This window comes from Actinoallomurus sp. NBC_01490 (assembly GCF_036227085.1).
GTDB lineage: Bacteria > Actinomycetota > Actinomycetes > Streptosporangiales > Streptosporangiaceae > Actinoallomurus > Actinoallomurus oryzae.
The window spans coordinates 7,133,563-7,151,999 of sequence record NZ_CP109433.1; the positions used below are offsets into that span (position 1 = coordinate 7,133,563).

Below are 18,437 nucleotides of genomic sequence, written 5' to 3' on the forward strand. Positions count from 1 at the left end.
GGGCCGCTCACTCAGGTGGACGGCCTCCGGCGGGTTCACGCCCGGGTCACTCCTCCGGAGCCAGGGTCTCCCCCGTCTCCTTGTCGCGGATGGTGATGGCCTCGACCGGGCACGATTCGGCGGCGTCGATGGCCGGGTCGGCCGGATCGACCTCCGCGCGCACGGGGTGGGAGACACCGTCGACGACCATGAAGTGGCCGGGGGCGGTGCCCGCACAGATCCCTGAACCGATGCACGTCGACGCGTCCACCTCGATCAGCCAGGTCATGAGCCCTCCTTCGTCGGGGGGTGTGACCACCGGGGCGTGTCTTCGATTCCCTCGCTTCGCTCGGTCATGAGCCCTCCTTCGTCGGGGGGTGTGACCACCGGGACGCGTCTTCGATTCCCTCGCTTCGCTCGGTCATGAGCCCTCCTTCGTCGGGGGGTGTGACCACCGGGACGCGTCTTCGATTCCCTCGCTTCGCTCGGTCATGTTCGCTCTCCTCCCCGTACGGGGCCGGTGCTCAGGGCCGGTCCCAGGTGATCGGCAGCCGCGCGGGCCCTCGCGTGGCCGTTCCGGTCTTCCAGACGATGTCCTGTTCGGTGCCCGCGAAGCGCAAACCCGGCAGCCGCTGGAGCAGCGCGCCAAGGGCGACCTGGAGCTCCATCCGGGCCAGCTGGGCGCCGAGGCAGTGGTGCGGGCCGTGCCCGAACCCGACGTGGGACGCCTCCTGACGGTGCAGGTCGAGGGTGTCGGGGTGGGTGTAGATCGACTCGTCGCGGTTCGCCGACTGCAGAGCGACCACGACGGGCTCTCCGGCCCGTACCGTCACACCGCCCAGTTCGACGTCTTCCAGCGCGTAGCGCGCGCTTCCGGCGCCGCCGCCCAGGGGCACGTAGCGCATGAGCTCCTCCACCGCCTGCGGGATCAGGCCGGGATCGGCGCGGAGGGCCGCGAGCTGTTCGGGGTGGGTCAGCAGCGTGTAGACGAAGTTGGGGATCTGGGAGGCCGTCGTCTCGTGCCCGGCGACCAGGATCCCCTCGGCCATCGCGAGGAGCTCCTCCTCCGACAGCCGGTCCTGTTCGTCGCGCGCCGTGACGAGGGCGCCGATCAGGTCGTCTCGCGGCGTCTCCCGGTGTTCGGCGATCAGACCCGCCATGTACTCCCTCATCCGGCCCACGTACTCGGTCACCTGGTCCGGCGTGAACCTGGTGGTGGACAGGAACGCGTCGGACCACAGGCGGAAGTCGACCCGGTCCTCGACGGGAACCCCGAGCAGCTCGCAGATGACGGTGATCGGCAGTGGCAGCGCGAAGTCCTCGACCAGCTCGGCGGGCGGGCCCTGGGCCATCATGCGGTCGATGAGCTGGTCGGCGATCTGCTGGGCACGGGGCCGCAGCCCCTCGACGCGCCGGGCGGTGAACGCCTTGGCCACCAGCCGGCGCAGCCGGCTGTGCTCGGGCGGGTCATGGTGCAACAGGCTGCCCGGCGAGCCCACGTGGAACCGCGTCCGGGGTTCGTCACGGCCGCGTGCGGCGGCCCGGCTGAACCGCGGGTCGCCGAGGACGACCTTGGCGTCCTCGTAGCGGGTGACCAGCCAGGCGGGCTCGCCGTACGGCAGGCGTACGCGGCGCAGCGACTGCTCCCTGCGCAGCTCGGCGAACGCCGGATCGATGCTGAGGCGCTCGGACGCGCCGAACATCTCGGACCAGGACCTTGCCGTCGTCGTCATCACCGACTCCTCCGTGTCGTGTTCACCTTCGGCGGGCGGGCTCCCCTCGGGCCGTCAGCCGGGCCGGTCGCGCAGCGCGGGCCCGAGCAGGTGGCAGACGGCGTCGGTGAGCAGGTCGAACGGGTCGTCGGTCTCCAGCGGCCAGTCACCCGCGATCCAGATCGACAGGAACGACTCCACCTGGAGCACGGCCATCAGGGCCCGCTGCCGGGCCTCCGCGGGCGGCGTGCCGGGCCAGTGGCGCGGGTCGCCCAGCAACGCCACATAGCGCTCGTGCGCGGCGAGGGAACGATCACGGGCGCCGCCGGGGTCGCCGAGCGCCGTGGACCCGGCCGCCGCCAGCACTCTGATCACCGGCGCCATCTCGCGCCAGGCCGCCGCGGCGTCGCGCAGCCACGCGCGGACTCCCGCGCGGGTCCACTCATCCTGGGCGGCAAGCGCGGCGCAGACGCCGTCGGCGACCTCGTACACACGCGCCACGAGCGCCCGGAGGATCTCCACCTTTCCCGGGAAATACGCGTACACCGTCGCCCGGGTGACCCGGGCCGCCCTGGCGATGTCCTCCATCGTCGCCTCGACGAAGGACTTGCCGGCGAAGACCGCCACCGCCCCGTCGAGGATCCGGCGGCGCGTCAGCCTCTTGTGCTCGTCGCGCGGGCTCGTGCGACGAGCGGACACCTCCGAGCCGCCGGACCGCGCCACCTCGGACTGGGCCGGTGAACCACCGTAAAGCGTGGTGTCATGTCCCATGCCCTGACCATACAAGGCAGGCGAGCGCTATACAAGATGTATAAGTTCCGAGGTCAGAGGGCATGAGACATCGCCTCGGGACATGCCGGCGGGCTGCCTCACCCGCCGTACAGCCAGTCGGTGTAGCGGTAGTCGCGCGGGTCGCGGCGCCGGAAGAGCTCGTTGCGCAGCAACCGGCCCACGCCGTCCACGTGCCAGATGTCGCCCCAGGTTCGGGCGGTGTTCTGCACGCGGGCGGTGCGTTCGGTGCGTTCGGCCTCGTACCGCTTGAGCGCGTCCGTCCACTCCGGCCGCGGGACGCCCCGCAGCTCGCCGGCCAGGCAGTGGGCGTCCTCGATCGCCTGGCAGGCGCCCTGCGCCAGGTACTGCAGCATGGGATGCGCGGCGTCGCCGGTCAGGACGAGCCGGCCGTCGGTCCACTTCGGAATCGGCGGGCGGTCGTACATCGGCCAGCGACGGTCGCGCCACAGCGACTCCAGCCCGGTCCGTACGTCCGCGCACGCGCCGGCGAACGCCGCGTCCAGCTCCTCCGGGCCGCCCCACTCCTGTTCTCCCCGCCGGTAGGCCGGGGACGCGAAGACCGCGACCGTGTTGAAGACCTCGCCGCGTCGCAGCGCGTACTGCACCAGGTGGCAGCCGGGGCCGACGTGGACCACGACGTCGCGGAAGGTGTCGCGGTCGATCCTCGAGCCGAGGTCCGCCACGGGGAACGCGCCCCGGTAGGCGACGTATCCCGAGCAGACCGGGCCGTCGTCGCTGAGCCGGGCCCGCAGCGTGGAGTGCAGGCCGTCCGCGGCGACCGCGAGGGGCACCCGGCGCTCGCCGAGGCGGCTGCGCACCGTCGCGCCGTCGGCGTCCGGCACGACGTCCCGCACGTCGCAGTCCGCGACCATCTCCACACCCGCCCGCTCGCACGCGCGGGTCAGGATCGCCAGCAGGTCACTGCGGTGGATGACCACGTACGGAGCGCCGTAGCGTCGTACGAAGTCATCGTCGAGATCCTGATGGGTCAGCTCACCGCCGTCCAGGGCGTCCCTGAACAGCAGGCGGCGGGGAACGACTCCGGCCTCGAGGATCTCCTCGAGCAGGCCCCAGTCCCTGAGGATCCGCGTGGCGTTGGGCGCCATCTGCAGGCCGGCTCCGACCTCGGCGAACCTCGGGGCGCGTTCGAGGACGGAGACCGGGTGCCCGGTGGTGGCCAGGGCGTAAGCGGTCGCGAGCCCCCCGATACCTCCACCGACCACCACGATGCCGGCGGGATGAGGTGCGGAGTTCATCGTCGTGTTCCTTCTCGTCGTGTTCGTTCAGAGCCAGGGGCCGAGCGCGGGCGCCTGGGCGGTGCGCCCGCTGAGCCATGCGGCCAGCCCGGCGGCGTGCCCTCGCACCGCGTGCCGGGCCGCGGCCTCGGCGACCAGCGCGGCGTTGAAGCCGTCGGGCAGGTCGGCGAAGCCCACCCCGTGGTCCAGGTCGACGGCGTGCACCGCCACCTCGCGGGCCCGCATCCACGGGATCTCCTCGGCCGGGACGGTCCGGCCCTGCGCGGTCACCACGGGGTTGCGCCGCGCGCTCTCCGGCAGCGCGTCCAGGTCCTCCGCCAGGGACACCGCGGAGCCGTGGACGAGCGCGCGGAGCTCGCCCGCCGGCAGCAGCGTGAGGGTCTCGATCTCCTCCGCCCGCTGTCGCGGCCCGGAGTACATCCGGTTCTCCACACCGGTGGCGGCCCAGCTCAGCAGCCGGCGCAGGGCCTCGGCGTTGCCGTGGACGTGGGCGATGACGTGCCGGCGCGTCCAGCCGTCCAGCTCCGTCGGCGCCGTCAGCTCGTCGTCGGTGAGCCGGTCGACGGTGCCGAGGAAGAGCTCGGTGCCCCGGTCCATCCAGGACCGCGTGCTCACGCCGTCCTCGCCGTGTTCTCCAGCCGCCCGATGCCCGCGATCTCGGTGACCACGGTCGCCCCGTCCGACAGGTAGCGCGGTGGCCTGCGGGCGTGGCCCACACCGCCCGGCGTGCCGGTCGCGATCACGTCGCCCGGCCGCAACGTGAGGATGGTCGACGCGTAGCGGACCAGATCGACCGGGTCGAACACCAGGTCGGAGGTGTCGCCCTTCTGCATCACCTCGCCGTCGACCCGGCAGGTGAGCGCCAGGGCGGGGCGCACGCCGCCGGGCAGCTCGTCCGGCGTGACCACGACCGGGCCCAGCGGCGTCGTCCCCTCGAACGTCTTGCCCTGCAGCCACTCCTTGGTACGGAACTGCCAGTCCCGCATGGTGACGTCGTTCATGACGGTGAACCCGGCGATGGCCCGGACCGCCTCGTCCTCCGACGCCCGCCGGACCGTACGGCCGATCACCACCGTGAGCTCGGCCTCCCAGTCGACGGCCGACGACTCCGGCGCCAGCAGGATGTCGTCCCGCGCGCCGATGAGGGCGTCGGCGAACTTGGCGAACAGGGTCGGGTGCTCCGGCAGGTCCCGGCCCATCTCCAGGATGTGGTTGCGGTAGTTGAGCCCGACGCACAGCACCTTGCCCGGCCGCGGCACCACGGGAGCGAGAGTGGTCTCGTCCAGGGGACGGGCCTCTCCGTCGGCGGACGCCGCCGCCTCGGCCCCGTCCTCGCGTGCCAGGAGCGCGCCGACGTCGGGAGCGTCCAGCAACACGCACCCACCGGGGACGACACGGGCGGCGCGGGTTCCCTCGCCGGTACGGACGGTCGCGAGCTTCACTGCGGGTTCTCCTGAGTGTCGTTCTGGACGCGGTGCTGGTACAGCCGCTCGAAGATCGGGGTGTCGCTGAAGCGGAACAGGTCCAGGCCGTGCTCGGTGGTGAGCGTCAGCGGCTGCCACGACGGCACCACGAACAGGTCGCCGCGCTCGACGGACCACGAGCGCTCCCCCACGGTGACCCGGCCCGTGCCCTCGAAGACCTGGAACACCGAGGAGCCGACCTCCCGCTTCGCTGCGGTCGCGGTGCCGGGCGCGAGCCGGTGGAACTCGGTACGCAGCGTCGGCATGACATCGTCCCCGGTGGTGGGGTTGGTGTAGCGGACGGCGGCGTGACCGGGCTCGACCGTCGCCCGGTGTCCCTCGGCCTCCAGCGCCAGCTGCTCGGTCAGCGCGCGGTCGGTGTGCTCCCACCGGTACGCCAGCAGCGGCGTGGCGTGCGTCGGTCGCAGGTGCGTGAGCGGGCGCAGGCCGGGATGGCCCCACAGCCGCTCCGACCGCGACCGTTCCGGAGCCTCGCGCGTCTCGACCTCATCGGGCCCGAACTCGAAGAACGTGGACTCCCCGAAGTGCTGGAAGGGGATGTCGAGCCCGTCGATCCAGGCCATCGGCCGGTCGGTGACGTTGTGGTGCCCGTGCCAGTGCCAGCCGGCCTGGGGCAGGAAGTCGCCGCGCCGCATCGCCACCGGGTCGCCGTCCACCACGGTCCACACGCCCTCGCCCTCGACCACGAACCGGAAGGCGTTCTGGGTGTGCCGGTGCACCGGGGCGTCCTCACCCGGGTTGAGGTACTGGATCGCCGCCCACAGCGTCGGCGTGGCGAACGGCCGGCCGCCGAGCCCGGGGTTGGCCAGGGCGATCGCCCGCCGCTCACCGCCGCGCCCGACCGGGACCAACCGCCCGGCCCGCTCGGCCATCGGCAGCAGGGCGCTCCACCGCCACAGGTGCGGCAGCGCCCTCGACCGGGGGGACGGCGGCATGAGGTCGCCGATCTCGGTCCACAGCGGGACCAGCAACTCGGACTCGAAGCCCCGGTACAGCGCCTCGAGCTCCGGCGTCCGTGTGGGCTGGTCCTCGGCGTCGGTCGCGACGATGGTCACCGGCGATCCATCGGTCACCGTCATGGGCCCCTCCTTCGGTTCGGACGGTCGCCTCCAGAATGCCGATGGTTCTTCAGGGCAGATAAGCTTTTTCTGCTATGAGGAATAAGCCACCGTACGCGCTCACCTCGGTGGACCACGCGCTCCAGCTCGCCGCGCTGTTGCAGCAGGAGGGGCCGCTGCGGGTGACCGACGCGGCCGAGCGGCTGGGCGTGGCGGTGTCCACCGCTCACCGGCTGCTGGCGATGCTGGTGTACCGGGACTTCGCCGAACAGGGCGCCGACCGGCGATACGGGCCGGGGAAGGTGCTGCGTCCCGCGGAGATCTCCGGCGCCCCCATCGCCCTGCTGCGCGCGGTGTGCGACGCCCCGCTGAAGTGGCTCGTCGACCAGACACAGGAGTCGGCCAACGTCGTGGTGCCGGCCCACACCGAGGTGCGCTTCATCGCCACCGTCGAGTCGCCGCGCGTCCTGCGCGTGGGCGACCGGGTCGGGCGGTCGCTGCCGGCGCACCTGACCTCCGGCGGCAAGGCGATCCTCGCCGCGCTCCCGCCCGAGGAGGTGAACGCGATGTACGCGGAGGACGCCGAGGTCGGTCTCCGGCGGCTGCGGCGCGAGCTGGCGCTGGTGCGCAAGCGGGGCTTCTCGATCAACGATCAGCTCACCGAGACCGGCCTGACCGCGATCGGCACGCTGATCGCGGACACGGACGGGGCCCCGCTGGCCGGGCTGTCCATCGCGCTGCCGACCGCCCGGTTCGACCGCGACGCCCTGCCCGGGTGGGTGAACGCGCTGTCCACCGCGGCGCGGCGCATCGAGGCCGCCCTGGCGGACTACCGCTGACCTCGCGGCGCCGCTCGCGCCCGGGCGACCGGTTGACATCGCACGTGACGGCGGCGGAGACTGCCTCGAACACGATTGTGAAGAAAAGTTCACTAGACGAACAGCGCGGTAAGGCATGGACAAGGTGGTGGCGAGCGCCGCGGCGGCGGTCGCCGACGTACGGGACGGGGCCTCACTGGCCGTCGGCGGTTTCGGGCTGAGCGGCGTGCCGAACGTCCTCATCGAGGCGCTGCGGGTGGCCGGGCCCCGCGAGCTGAGCGTGGTGTCGAACAACTGCGGGGTCGACGGCGGCGGCCTCGGCCTCCTGCTCGAGGCGGGCCAGATCGTCCGGGTGACCGGCTCCTACATCGGCGAGAACAAGACGTTCGCCCGCAAGTACCTCGGCGGTGAGGTCGAGGTCGAACTCGTCCCGCAGGGGACCCTGGCCGAGCGGCTGCGCGCCGGCGGCTGCGGGATACCGGCCTTCTACACCCCCGCCGGGGTCGGGACGGCCGTCGCCGAGGGCGGCATGCCGTGGCGCTACGCGGCGGACGGCACCGTCGCCGTCGCCTCCCCCGCCAAGGAGGTCCGTGCCTTCGACGGCGTCGACCACGTGCTCGAACGCGGCATCACCACCGACTTCGCGCTGGTACGGGCGCTGCGCGGCGACCGGTACGGCAACCTGGTGTTCGCCAAGGCCTCCCGGAACTTCAACCCGCCGGCCGCGATGGCCGGCCGTACCACGATCGCCGAGGTCGAGGAGCTCGTGGACGCCCTCGACCCCGAGGAGGTCCAGCTGCCGGGCGTGTTCGTCCAGCGGGTGGTGGCCCTGACGGCCGAGCAGGCCGCCGCCAAGGGAGTGGAGAAGAGGACGGTGCGCGCCTGATGGCCTGGACCCGTGACGAGATGGCGGCCCGCGCGGCCGCCGAACTGACCGACGGCGCCTACGTGAACCTCGGCATCGGCCTGCCCACGCTCGTGCCGGGGCACGTACCGCCCGGTGTACAGGTCGTCCTGCACTCGGAGAACGGGGTCCTCGGCGTCGGCCCCTACCCGTGCGAGGACGAGGTCGACCCCGACCTGATCAACGCGGGCAAGGAGACGGTCACCGTCCTTCCGGGCGCCTCCTTCTTCGACTCGTCCCTGTCGTTCGGGATGATCCGCGGCGGCCACATCGACGCCGCGGTCCTGGGCGCCATGCAGGTCTCGGCCCGCGGCGACCTGGCGAACTGGATGATCCCCGGCACGATGGTCAAGGGCATGGGCGGCGCGATGGACCTGGTCCACGGCGCCCGCCGCGTGATCGTCCTGACCACGCACAACGCCAAGGACGGCAGCCCGAAGATCGTCAAGGAGTGCACCCTGCCGCTGACCGGACGGGCGTGCGTCCACCGGATCATCACCGACATCGCCGTCCTGGACGTCACACCGGCGGGCCTCGCCCTGGTCGAGACCGCCCCCGGGGTCGGCGCCGACGAGGTCGCGGACCGCACCGGCGCGCCGATCACCGCCTCCGCATAGGTGCCGGCCGCGCGACGGCGGGTACCGCGACCGCGGCCCCTCTTCCACGCCGGGCGGATAGGCTCACACGGTGATCGCCAAGATGCCGCCGATGCCGGCACGGGTCCAGTCCCTGCGGACATGGTGGCGGGCACGGAACCTGGTCGTACGCGACGGCGCGCTGGCCGTGCTGTTCGCGCTGCTCGCGTTCGCGCCCGGTGTGGCGCGCCAGGGTCTCGTCCTGGCCGAGAACGTCCGGCGGCACGACGACCCGCTCAGCCTGGTGCTGCTGGCGGCCCAGTGTCTGCCCCTGGTGGTTCGCCGGAGCCGGCCGGTGTGGTGCCTCGGCATCGTCGCCGCCGCGTTCTCGGTGCACGAGCTCCTCGGATATCCGGCCACCTTCGCCAGCGAGGGTCTGGTCGTCGCGCTGTACAGCGCCGGGGCGCACCAGGGGCGCTTCCGCCGGGTGACGGCCCTCGCCGGAACCGGCGCGTACGTCGTGCTCGCGGTCGCGGTGCACGTTCAGGGCTCGCCCGAACTGCCGGTCGAACTCTTCACCTTCTACCTGTTCCTGTCCGCGTGCTGGGCGGCGGGCACCTGGATGCGGGCACGCGCCCGGCAGGAGTCCGAACGGCGCCGGCACGCCGCCGACGCGGCGATCGCACAGGAGCGGGCCCGCATCGCCCGGGAGCTGCACGACGTGGTGACCCACCACGTGACGGCCATGGTGGTCCGGGCGGACGCCGCCCAGTTCACCGTCGCCGACGCTCCTGAGCAGGCGGCGGCCGACCTCGCGTCGATCGGCGACACCGGCCGCCGCACCCTGACCGAGCTGCGGTACTTCCTCGGTGTGCTGGATCCGGTCCCCGAGGCCGAACAGGCACCCAGGGTCGGGCGGTTGCTGGACCTGGTGGAACAGACCCGCTCGGCGGGGCAGCCCCTCGAGCTGAGCGAAGAGGGAGAGCGGCAGCCCATGACCGACAGTGCCGAGCTGGCGGCGTACCGGGTCGTGCAGGAGGCGCTGACCAACGCGCTCAAACACGCCCGCGGGCACCGCACGGTGGTCCGGATCCGCCATGACGCCGCCGAGGTCGGCATCGAGGTGAGCACCGACGGACCCGGCGTCCCCGCGCCCCGCACCACCGAGGGACGGGGGCTGACCGGCCTGCGGCAGCGGGTCGGGGTGGTCGGCGGCGAACTGCGGGCCGGTGGCCGCCCGGGCGGCGGCTTCACCGTGCACGCGCGCATCCCGACGGGAAGCGGGCGGTGACCGCGAGCGCGCCCGGCGCGGACCGGGTCCCGATCGGCGTGCTGGTCTGCGACGACCAGGGCGTCATCCGGGCCGGTTACGCCACCATCTTCGCGGCCCAGCCCGACATGACGGTGGTCGGCGAGGCCGGCGACGGCCGGACCGCGGTGGACCTGGCCCGCCGGCTGCGCCCGGACGTCGTCGTGATGGACGTCCGCATGCCGGGGCTGGACGGTATCGCGGCGACGCGGCTGCTGGCCGGGCCGGACGTCGCCGATCCGGTGAAGGTGCTGGTGGTCACCACGTTCAACCTCGACGAGTACGTGTACGAGGCGCTGCGCGCCGGCGCCAGCGGCTTCCTGCTCAAGGACTCGTCGCCGGCCGATCTGGTGGCCGGGGTGCGCACCGTCGCCGCCGGTGAGGCGCTGCTCGCGCCCTCGGTGACCCGCCGGCTGATCGGCCGGTTCGGCTCGCGGGTACGGCCGGATCCGGACCCGGACGGCCCGCTGGCCGCGCTGACCGGCCGCGAGCGCGAGGTGCTCAAGCTGATCGCCGCCGGGCTGTCCAACGCCGAGATCGCGGCCACCCTGGTGATCAGCCGGGAGACCGTCAAGACGTACGTCTCTCACATCCTGACCAAGCTCGGCCTGCGTGACCGGGTGCAGGCGGTGGTCTTCGCCCATCGCATCGGCCTCGTCACCGCCGAGGCCTGAGCCCACCCCCCGAGCGAGCTGTCCGAGGTCTCGACTCCAGCGCGATGACCTTCTTTTTCGCCGTCCCCAGCGTTTGTGAGGTCGTGGCCGACGTCCGGACCGCGGCCGGGAAAGGGAGGCGGACAAGTGAGAGAACGCGACGGCGCCGGCACGGCGGAGCAGGCACCGCCGGAGCAGGCACCGTCGGAGTACGCGGCGGGGCCCGGAGGGCTCGCGCCGGCCGGGGGAGGTGGCGGAACTGGCCCGGGACGGCGCGGCCCGCAGCGTGTGGCGCGGAACGCTGGCCGGGCTGGGGCTGTTCGCGGCCGGCCGGGCTGCTCAAGGGCACGCTGTCCGGCCCGGTGGCGCTGACCGGCGGAGGCTTCGGGCCGGAGGCCAGTGTCGTGGCGAGCCTGGTCTGCGGCGTCCCGACGGTCCTGCTCCTGCGCCGGGCCCGGCGCGACGGCCGCATCCGTCGTCGTGCCACCGCCGGGCACTGAGCCGCCGGACACCGCCCGCGACGAGCGTTCGGCTCGGTGCCGCCCCCACACGGCACCGAGCCGAACGGATCAGCCGCTCGCCATCGGGGTCAGGACGGCCGGATCCGGTAGGTGTGGCCGGGACGGGTGTCGAACACCACCACGTTGGCCTCGGGACGTTCGACGCTCGCGCCGGTCACCGACACCGGCGCCTGAGTGCGGAGGCGCACCTGCTCGCCGAGGTCGGAGCGGATGTCGGCCTGGGTCAGGCGTCCCTGCGCCCATTCGACGCCGACCTCGAAGCCGCCCCGTGCCCGCAGGCCGCGCACATGGCCGGCCGGCCACGCGTCGGCGGGCAGCGTCGGGAGCAGGAACAACTCCCCCGCGTGGCTGTGCAGCAGCATCTCGGTGATGCCCGAGACACCGCCGAAGTTGCCGTCGATCTGGAACGGCGGGTGCAGGTCGAACATGTTGGGCGCGGTCCGTGCGGGGGTGAGCAGCCTGGACAGGTGCTCGTAGGCCTTCGCGGAGTCCTCCAGCCGGGCCCAGATGTTGATCTTCCAGGCCAGCGACCATCCCTGGCCGGCGTTTCCGCGCAGTTCGAGGCTCCGCTTCGCGGCGTTGACCAGATCGGGGGTCTGCCGGGGCACGATCTGCGCGCTGGGGAACACGCCCCACAGGTGGGAGACGTGCCGGCTCTGCACCAGCGCCGCCTCCCGCCAGTCCTCCAGCCACTCCTGCAGCTGGCCCAGGTAGCCGATCTGCATGGGCGCGAGCCGGGCGCGGGCCGCCTTCACCTTCGCGCGGAAGTCGCGGTCCTGGCCGAGGATCTCCGACGCCTCGGCGCAGGCGTCGAACAGGTCGCGCAGGATCTGCATGTCCATCGTCGGACCGGCGCAGATGCTCACGCTCTCGCCCTCGTCCTGGTGGTGCGTGACCTCGGGTGACTGCGACGGGTTGGTGATCAGCCAGCCGTGCTCGGGGTCCTCGACCAGTGTGTCGAGGAAGAACTGCGCGGCGCCCTTCATCACCGGGTAGTCCTTCCGCAGCAGGTTCTTGTCGCCGGTGAACCGGTAGCGGTCCCACAGCACGACCGACAGCCACGCGCCGCCGCTCGGCCACATGCCGTACTGCGCGTAGTCGACCGGTGCGGTGCCGCGCCAGCCGTCGGTGTTGTGGTGGAGCACCCAGCCGTCGGCGCCGTACTGCGTCTTCGCGGTACGGCGGCCGGACTCCGCCAGCTCGTGGACCATGGCCGCCGCGGGCGCCCAGCAGTCGGCGAGGTTCGTCGGCCCGGCGGGCCAGTAGTTCATCTCGAAGTTGATGTTGACGGTGTACTTGGACTCCCAGGCCGGAGTCATGCTGTCGTTCCACAGGCCCTGCAGGTTCGCCGGCTGGCCGGGCGAGCGCGAACACGAGATCAGCAGGTAGCGGCCGTACTGGAAGTACAGCGCGGCGAGCTGCGGGTCGGCGCCCGAGGCGAACAGCGGGATCCGCTCGTTGGTGGGCAGGCTCACGTTGTCGGAGGTGCCGAGGTTGATGTCGACGCGCGAGAACAACCGGTGGTAGTCCGCGACGTGGGTGCGCCGGAGCAGGTCGTACGGCTTGGCCGCCGCGGGCGTGAGCGGCCGGCGCGCCCGCGCGGCCGGGTCCGCGCCGACGTCCTGGTAGTTGCGGTAGCTCGTGCCGACCGAGATGACCAGGGTGACGGAGTCCGCCTCGTCGACGATCAGCTTGCCCTGGTCGGTGTGGACCTTCCCGCCGTCCGCGGTGGCCCGTGCCAGCGCCTGGAAGCGTACGGCGCCGGCCCGGCCCTGCCACTCGCCGCTGACGCCGTCGAGCGCGATGGTGCGGCCGTCGGCGGCGGACGTCGTCGTCTGCTGCGGGCTGTCGAAGTTCGCCTGGAAGGAGATCGAGCCCGGCTTGTCGGCGGTCAGGCGCATCACGATCACCTGGTCAGGGGTGCTGGCGAAGACCTCACGGGTGTGGTGCACCCCGCCGCGCAGGTACGTGACCTTCGTGATCGCCGTGGTGAGGTCGAGGTCGCGCTGGTACTCGGTCACCTCGCCCGTGTCGGGGAAGGTGAGGTTCAGATTTCCGACGGGCTGGTACGCCGCCTGCTCCGAGGGTCGTCCGAGGAACTTGGCGTCGACCAGCTTCTGCGCCTGGTTCCACTTCTCGTCGAACACCAGCTGGCGGATCTGCGGCAGGGCGGCCAGCGCGTCGGGGCTGTCGTAGTCGTGCGGGCTGCCCGCCCAGATGGTGTCCTCGTTGAGCTGGAGGCGTTCGGTGTCGGTGCCGCCGAAGACCATCGCGCCCAGCCGGCCGTTCCCGACCGGGAGGGCTTCGAGCCACTCCTGCGCCGGGCCCTTGTACCAGAGGCGGAGCGGATTGGTCTCCTGGCCGGAGGCGGTGCCGGCGAGGGCGGGGTCGGCCAGGGCCGAGCCGGCGACCACGGTCGCCGACGCGACCGCCGCGCCGACGCCGGCGGCCTTGAGGACATCGCGCCGGGATGGTTGGGACATGTCGGTGCCTTTCAGTTGTTCCTGCGAGCGACGGACCCCCCGAGAGACAAAGGTTCAGGGCGGCGCGAGGTGGTACGCGCGCGCGGCGGTGCCGCCGAAGACCGCCTCCCGGTCCTCGTCCGGCAGGCCGCCGGTGAGGCCTTCCGCGGCGGCGACGACCTCCGCGTACGAGGCGGCGAGCAGGCAGACGGGCCAGTCGGAGCCGAACATGACCCGGCGCGGACCGAACGCCTCCAGCACGACCTCCGCGTACGGGGTCCACGCCTCCGGCGGAGCGGCGGTCAGCATCCCGGACAGCTTGCAGAACGTGCCGGGCTCGGCGGCGAGGGCGCGGATGTCCACCGCCCACGTGCCGAACCCGCCGTCGGCGGGGCGTGGCGCGGCCAGGTGGTCCAGCACGAGCCTCAGCCCCGGAACGGCCCGCGCGGCGCGGACCGCGGCGGAAAGATGGTTCGGCCGGATGAGCAGGTCGAAGGCGAGGCCCGCGTCGCGTACGGCGGTGAGCCCGCGCCGTACGCCGGGCCGGACCAGCCAGAGCGGATCGGCCTCGGTGTGCACGGGATGGCGGAGCCCGGCCAGGTGCTCGCCGCCCCGCGCGGCGCGCAGCTCCGCGAGGGTGCCGGCGACGCCCGGTGCGGTCAGGTCGGCCCAGCCCACGACGCCCGCGACGAGGTCCTCGCGGTGCGCGAGCTCCAGGAGTTCGAGCGTCTCCTTCTCCACGCTCGCCGTCTGCACCACGACCGTGCCGGAGACGCCCGCCGCCCGTGCGGCGGGGCGGAGGTCCTCGACGGTGAAGTCGCGGCGGATCGCGGCCATCGACGGCCCGGCGATCCACGGCTGGTCACGGACGCCCAGGTCCCACACGTGATGGTGGGCGTCGATCCGGGGCATCCTAGAGCTCCTCGAGTTCGGCCCACAGCGCCTCGGGGATGGGCGGGGCCGCCGTCGCCGCGGACACCTCCGCGGGGGTGCGGGCGCCGACGACCACCCCCGTCACGGCGGGATGCCGCAGCGGGTAGCGCACGGCCGCGGAGCCCAGCGGCACCCCGTACGCGGCGCATCGCCGGGCCATGGCCCGCGCCCGCTCCAGCACGGCGTCTCCGGCCGGGGCGTAGTCGAAGTGCGCGCCCGGCCGTGGATCGGCCAGGACCCCGCTGTTGAACACCCCGGCGACGATCACCGCGACGCCCCGCTCCCGGCAGCGCGGCAGCAGGTCGCGGGCCGCCTCGCGGTCCAGCAGCGAGTAGCGGCCCGCCACCATGACGCAGTCGATGTCGGTCTCGGCGACGAAGCGCGCGAGCAGGCGGGTCTGGTTCATGCCCACGCCGATCGCCCTGACCGCGCCCTCGTCCCGGAGCCGCTCCAGCGCCGGGTACGCCTCCCCCGCCGCCTCGGCCCAGTGATCGTCCGGGTCGTGGATGTAGAGGATGTCGAAGGCGTCCAGGCCGGTCCGTTCGAGGCTGCCGGCCAGGGAGCGGTAGACGCCGTCGCGGCTGTAGTCGCGGACCTGTGTCCCGTCCGGCCGCAGCAGCCGCCCGACCTTGCTGGAGACGACGGCCTCGGCGCGACGGGCCGGGGTGAGGAAGGCGCCGAGCCGGCGTTCGGCCAGCCCCGCCCCGTAGTGGGGGGCGGTGTCGAAGTAGCGGACTCCCGCGTCCCAGGCGGCTTCGAGGGTCGCCGCCGCCTGGTCCTCCCCCACCGCCGTGAACAGCCCGCCGATCGGCGCGGTGCCCAGCCCCAGCCGTCCGACGGTCAGGCCGCCGCGGCCGATCGGGCGGCGGTCCGGTGTTCCCTCCATCGCCGTCATCTCAGGAGAGACGGGCCTGGAGGGCGGCGATCTCCTCGGCGCCCTGGTGGACCCGGAAGCTCGTCCGGTACGTTCGGGTCTCCCCCGGCTCGAGCCAGATCATGCTTCCGTCGTCGCGGGCCGCCGCGTCACCGGCCACGTGGTGCGTCGAGGGCTCCACGCCGACCGCGTAGTCACCCGCGCGCAGGTTGAGCCACTGGAAGAAGCAGGGGAACTCCGCGGCCCGCCACTCGACGCTCACCGCGAGGCCGAGGCGGTCGTTGACGAGGGCCGCGCCGGTCAGCCCCTTCGCGTCCGACGCGAGTTCGTGCTCGTACACCTGCTCGACGAAGCCCGGCAGCGGGGCCGGGAGCACGCGGTTGTCCACGCCCTGCTCGACGACGCTGTCCGACCGCCACACCGTGTCGCGCACCGGCGCGAGGAACCGGCTGCCCTGGTCGAGGAGCGGCCAGCCGAGGTTGATGTGGTAGAGGAACATGTGCGGGACCGGGTCGAACCCCGGGTTGGTCACGGCGTCGATCAGGCGGATCTCGTCGCCGCCCAGGTCGGCCTCGATGCGGCGCGTGAGCCGGAGGTTCTCGGCGAACACCGCGGCCTGCCGCACCTCGCCCTCGGCCCACAGCACGCAGCGGTCGCCGTCCCACCGCTCGCCGTAGCCGGTCAGCCGCGCGGGGATGTTGCCGACCCGGCCGTGCAGCCCGTGCCGTACCGTCCGCCGCGGCGGATACCGGTACGACGACGCGTCCACCTCACCGCCGAACAGCGTGTGGTCCAGCCCGGCGGTCACGGTCAGCCCGGAGAACGAGCGGAGCCACGACAGCCCGTCCTCGTCCGCGTTCTCGTGCAGCCCGGGGTGCCGGAACCCGGTCCGCGACCGCCAGCCGAACGCCCGCCCGGCGTGCTCGGCCGCGCCGATGTCCATGCACCGGTCCACCAGCACGTCGAACGCCAGCCCGCTGCCGGTGCGGAACTCCAGCGTCCGGATCCCGCGCTCCAGGCCGTCCCCGAGCGCCACGAGCCGCACACCGCCGGCCGCCGCCACGTCACCGGCCCGCGCCGCGAGCTCGCGCCGCCCGGTCTCTTTCCCGTACAGCTTCATCGATCTGCCCTTTCCACGTGCTCGACCGGCCGGTTCACGTCATCACCCAGCCGCCGTTGACCTCGATCGTCTGGCCGGTCACGAACGACGCGTCCGGGCCGGCCAGGAAGGCCACGACGGAGGCGAGCTCCTCGTTCCGGCCGCGCCGCTGCAGCGCCTGCCGCTCCAGCACGAACCGGGTGTAGGCCTCCGGGTCCGGGTGGATCTCCTCCGCGGCGGTCGGGAAGGCGCCCGGCGAGACCGCGTTGACGCGGATCTCGTACGGCCCGAGCTCGCGGGCGAGCGCACGGGTCAGCGCGGTCACCGCGCCCTTGGTCGCGACGTAGGCGGCGAGGTTCGCCCACCCGCCGTGCATGGTGATGGACGCGATGTTGACGATCGCGCCGCCGCCGCTCTCGGTCATCCGCCGGGCCGTGGCCTGGGCGGCGACCCAGTACGCACGCTGGTTGACCGCCTGCACGTCGTCGTACTCGGCGAGCGGCACCTCCAGGAACGGCCGGCTGGGATAGACGGCCGCGTTGTTGACGAGGACGCCCAGCGGGCCGAGCCCGGCGGCGGCAGCGGTCACCGCCGTCTCGATCGCCGCCGCGTCGCGCAGGTCGACGGTGAGCGGCAGGACGGTGCCGCCCGCCCTCTCGATGAGACGGACGGTCTCGGCGAGCGACGGCTCGTCGACGTCGAGGGCGGCCACCGGGTGTCCGTCGGCGGCCAGGCGCAGCGCCGTGGCACGGCCGAGGGCTCCGCCCGCGCCGGTCACCAGTGCACTCGTCATGGGCATCTCCAGGAGCGATAGAGGGTGTCGAGGTCGTGCAGAAGCCTGCGGGGCGGTACGCGGTCGGCGGCCCCGTCGCGGAGCAGGCGTGACGCGGCGTCCTGGAACGGGACGTAGCCGGCGGTCGCCGGCCGCATCCAGGCCGCCTCGACCGTGGCGAGCGTGGCGCGGTAGAACCCGCCGCTCAGCGCGCTCGCCTCCGCGTCGGTCCAGGTGGAGCGGGCCGCGGGCTGGCCGCCGGCGGCCGGGTAAAGGTCGCGCTGCACCGCCGGGGAGCAGAGGCGGCGCAGGTGGTCGCGGATCGCGTCGCGCACCGCGGGTTCGGCCGCGCGCGGACGCGAGACGGCCAGCCCGGCACCGCCGAGCACACTGCCCGGCCGCCCGCCCGGCTCCCACGCGGGCGCGTCGGCGTACCGCAGGTCCCCGGCGTACGTGACGTATCCGTGGACGAGCGGGCAGTACGCCGGGCCGTCGCCGGCCGCGAGCGCCTCCAGCAGGCCGGCCGGGCCGCGCCGCCAGACCTCGGAGTCGCAGCGCGCGACCAGCTCGGCCATGGTGTCCAGCGCGGCCTCGCCCGCGTCCGGCGGGACGACGGCGCCCTCGTAGCGGAAGGGCTCGGCGCCCTGGGCGACACAGAGCGCGCAGAAGGTCAGGAAGGCGTGGGGCCCGCCGAGGCACAGCGCGACCGGCAGCGAACGGGCCAGCTCCCGCACCTCCGCCCAGGTGCCGGGCAGCGCGGACGCGAGATCCCGCCGGGCGGCGGCGACCTGGGCCGTGACGTCGACCGGCAGCGCCCACGCGCGGCCGTCGACGACGTAGCTGTCGTAGGAGGCACCGACCGTGCCGTCCCGCCACGCGGCCAGGTCGGACTCGGCGAACAGCTCGTCCATGGGCAGCAGGCAGCCGTCGGCGACGGCCGTACCGAGGCCTACGTGATCGACGACGAGGACGTCGTAGTCGGCCGTGAGCGTCGCCAGAGGGCGCGACTCGAAGTCCTCGACCGGCCGGCGTTCCCAGCGCAGCGGGCGGCGTACGGCCTCGTACGGATAGGGCCCGCGCGGTCCCGACCGGGCGTCCAGGCGCGCCAGCGTGTCCAGCGGCGCGTACCCTCGCGGATGGTCCCAGGTCGTGCCGCGCAGTTCGGCGGTCATGGGCCCTCCTGCGTCGGGGAGGGTGACCACAGGGGCGTGCCTTCTGATCGCTCGCTTCGCTCGG

Annotated in this window: 19 protein-coding genes; 6 read left to right on the forward strand and 13 right to left on the reverse strand. The window is 73.4% G+C overall.

Annotation, left to right across the window (positions count from 1 at the left end):
- Nucleotides 1-46: 46 nt before the first annotated feature.
- The 7 genes from OG417_RS33185 to OG417_RS33215 form a co-directional block, all read right to left on the reverse strand.
- Complete coding sequence (locus OG417_RS33185) at nucleotides 47-268, reverse strand: ferredoxin (RefSeq protein WP_329236955.1); 222 nt, start codon at nucleotides 266-268, stop codon at nucleotides 47-49.
- 235 nt (nucleotides 269-503) lie between these two features.
- Nucleotides 504-1,712: a cytochrome P450 gene (locus OG417_RS33190; RefSeq protein ID WP_329236957.1), complete on the reverse strand. Its 1,209-nt coding sequence runs from the start codon at nucleotides 1,710-1,712 to the stop codon at nucleotides 504-506.
- 54 nt (nucleotides 1,713-1,766) lie between these two features.
- Nucleotides 1,767-2,462: a TetR/AcrR family transcriptional regulator gene (locus OG417_RS33195; RefSeq protein ID WP_329236959.1), complete on the reverse strand. Its 696-nt coding sequence runs from the start codon at nucleotides 2,460-2,462 to the stop codon at nucleotides 1,767-1,769.
- 98 nt (nucleotides 2,463-2,560) lie between these two features.
- Nucleotides 2,561-3,739: an FAD-dependent oxidoreductase gene (locus OG417_RS33200; protein WP_329236962.1), complete on the reverse strand. Its 1,179-nt coding sequence runs from the start codon at nucleotides 3,737-3,739 to the stop codon at nucleotides 2,561-2,563.
- A 27-nt stretch (nucleotides 3,740-3,766) separates the two neighbouring features.
- On the reverse strand, nucleotides 3,767-4,354 hold the full coding sequence (locus OG417_RS33205; RefSeq protein ID WP_329236965.1) for a maleylpyruvate isomerase N-terminal domain-containing protein: 588 nt from the start codon (nucleotides 4,352-4,354) through the stop codon (nucleotides 3,767-3,769).
- Nucleotides 4,351-5,181 carry a fumarylacetoacetate hydrolase family protein gene (locus tag OG417_RS33210; RefSeq protein ID WP_329236968.1) on the reverse strand — a complete coding sequence of 277 codons (831 nt, stop codon included), beginning with the start codon at nucleotides 5,179-5,181 and terminating at the stop codon, nucleotides 4,351-4,353. Before OG417_RS33210 ends, OG417_RS33205 begins: the two co-directional genes overlap by 4 nt.
- Nucleotides 5,178-6,302, reverse strand: coding sequence for a cupin domain-containing protein (locus tag OG417_RS33215; RefSeq protein WP_329236972.1), 1,125 nt, complete (start codon nucleotides 6,300-6,302; stop codon nucleotides 5,178-5,180). Before OG417_RS33215 ends, OG417_RS33210 begins: the two co-directional genes overlap by 4 nt.
- 74 nt (nucleotides 6,303-6,376) lie before the next feature.
- Here OG417_RS33215 and OG417_RS33220 point away from each other — a divergent pair, with 74 nt between their 5' ends.
- The 6 genes from OG417_RS33220 to OG417_RS33245 all read left to right on the forward strand — a co-directional run bounded on the left by OG417_RS33220 (nucleotide 6,377) and on the right by OG417_RS33245 (nucleotide 11,040).
- Nucleotides 6,377-7,120, forward strand: a complete 744-nt coding sequence (locus OG417_RS33220; protein WP_329236975.1) for an IclR family transcriptional regulator — start codon at nucleotides 6,377-6,379, stop codon at nucleotides 7,118-7,120.
- A 115-nt stretch (nucleotides 7,121-7,235) separates the two neighbouring features.
- Nucleotides 7,236-7,985, forward strand: coding sequence for a CoA transferase subunit A (locus OG417_RS33225; RefSeq protein WP_329236977.1), 750 nt, complete (start codon nucleotides 7,236-7,238; stop codon nucleotides 7,983-7,985).
- Entirely contained in the window at nucleotides 7,985-8,620 is a 636-nt protein-coding gene (locus OG417_RS33230; protein WP_329236980.1) for a CoA transferase subunit B, read from the forward strand. The genes OG417_RS33225 and OG417_RS33230 overlap by 1 nt, the downstream gene beginning before the upstream one ends.
- A 70-nt stretch (nucleotides 8,621-8,690) precedes the next feature.
- Entirely contained in the window at nucleotides 8,691-9,869 is a 1,179-nt protein-coding gene (locus OG417_RS33235; protein WP_329236983.1) for a sensor histidine kinase, read from the forward strand.
- Nucleotides 9,866-10,561, forward strand: a complete 696-nt coding sequence (locus OG417_RS33240) for a response regulator transcription factor (RefSeq protein ID WP_329236985.1) — start codon at nucleotides 9,866-9,868, stop codon at nucleotides 10,559-10,561. Before OG417_RS33235 ends, OG417_RS33240 begins: the two co-directional genes overlap by 4 nt.
- 341 nt (nucleotides 10,562-10,902) lie before the next feature.
- On the forward strand, nucleotides 10,903-11,040 hold the full coding sequence (locus OG417_RS33245) for a hypothetical protein (RefSeq protein ID WP_329236988.1): 138 nt from the start codon (nucleotides 10,903-10,905) through the stop codon (nucleotides 11,038-11,040).
- Between the two features lie 89 nt (nucleotides 11,041-11,129).
- On the opposite strand, the gene OG417_RS33250 is transcribed toward OG417_RS33245, so the two are convergent.
- Genes OG417_RS33250 through OG417_RS33275 form a run of 6 tightly spaced genes read right to left on the reverse strand, consistent with a single transcriptional unit; the run spans nucleotide 11,130 to nucleotide 18,373 of the window.
- A complete protein-coding gene (locus OG417_RS33250) occupies nucleotides 11,130-13,544 on the reverse strand; it encodes a glycoside hydrolase family 95 protein (protein WP_329236992.1) in 2,415 nt (804 codons plus the stop codon).
- Nucleotides 13,545-13,598: 54 nt separating this feature from the next.
- Nucleotides 13,599-14,435 carry an amidohydrolase family protein gene (locus OG417_RS33255; RefSeq protein WP_329236995.1) on the reverse strand — a complete coding sequence of 279 codons (837 nt, stop codon included), beginning with the start codon at nucleotides 14,433-14,435 and terminating at the stop codon, nucleotides 13,599-13,601.
- A gap of 1 nt (nucleotide 14,436) precedes the next feature.
- The gene (locus tag OG417_RS33260; RefSeq protein WP_329236998.1) at nucleotides 14,437-15,342 is read right to left on the reverse strand and encodes an aldo/keto reductase; all 906 of its coding nucleotides are present in this window, start codon (nucleotides 15,340-15,342) and stop codon (nucleotides 14,437-14,439) included.
- A gap of 10 nt (nucleotides 15,343-15,352) precedes the next feature.
- Nucleotides 15,353-16,450: an aldose 1-epimerase family protein gene (locus OG417_RS33265; RefSeq protein ID WP_329237001.1), complete on the reverse strand. Its 1,098-nt coding sequence runs from the start codon at nucleotides 16,448-16,450 to the stop codon at nucleotides 15,353-15,355.
- 34 nt (nucleotides 16,451-16,484) lie between these two features.
- Nucleotides 16,485-17,222 carry an SDR family NAD(P)-dependent oxidoreductase gene (locus OG417_RS33270; RefSeq protein WP_329237004.1) on the reverse strand — a complete coding sequence of 246 codons (738 nt, stop codon included), beginning with the start codon at nucleotides 17,220-17,222 and terminating at the stop codon, nucleotides 16,485-16,487.
- A complete protein-coding gene (locus tag OG417_RS33275) occupies nucleotides 17,219-18,373 on the reverse strand; it encodes a hypothetical protein (RefSeq protein WP_329237007.1) in 1,155 nt (384 codons plus the stop codon). The genes OG417_RS33270 and OG417_RS33275 overlap by 4 nt, the downstream gene beginning before the upstream one ends.
- Nucleotides 18,374-18,437 lie beyond the last annotated feature (64 nt).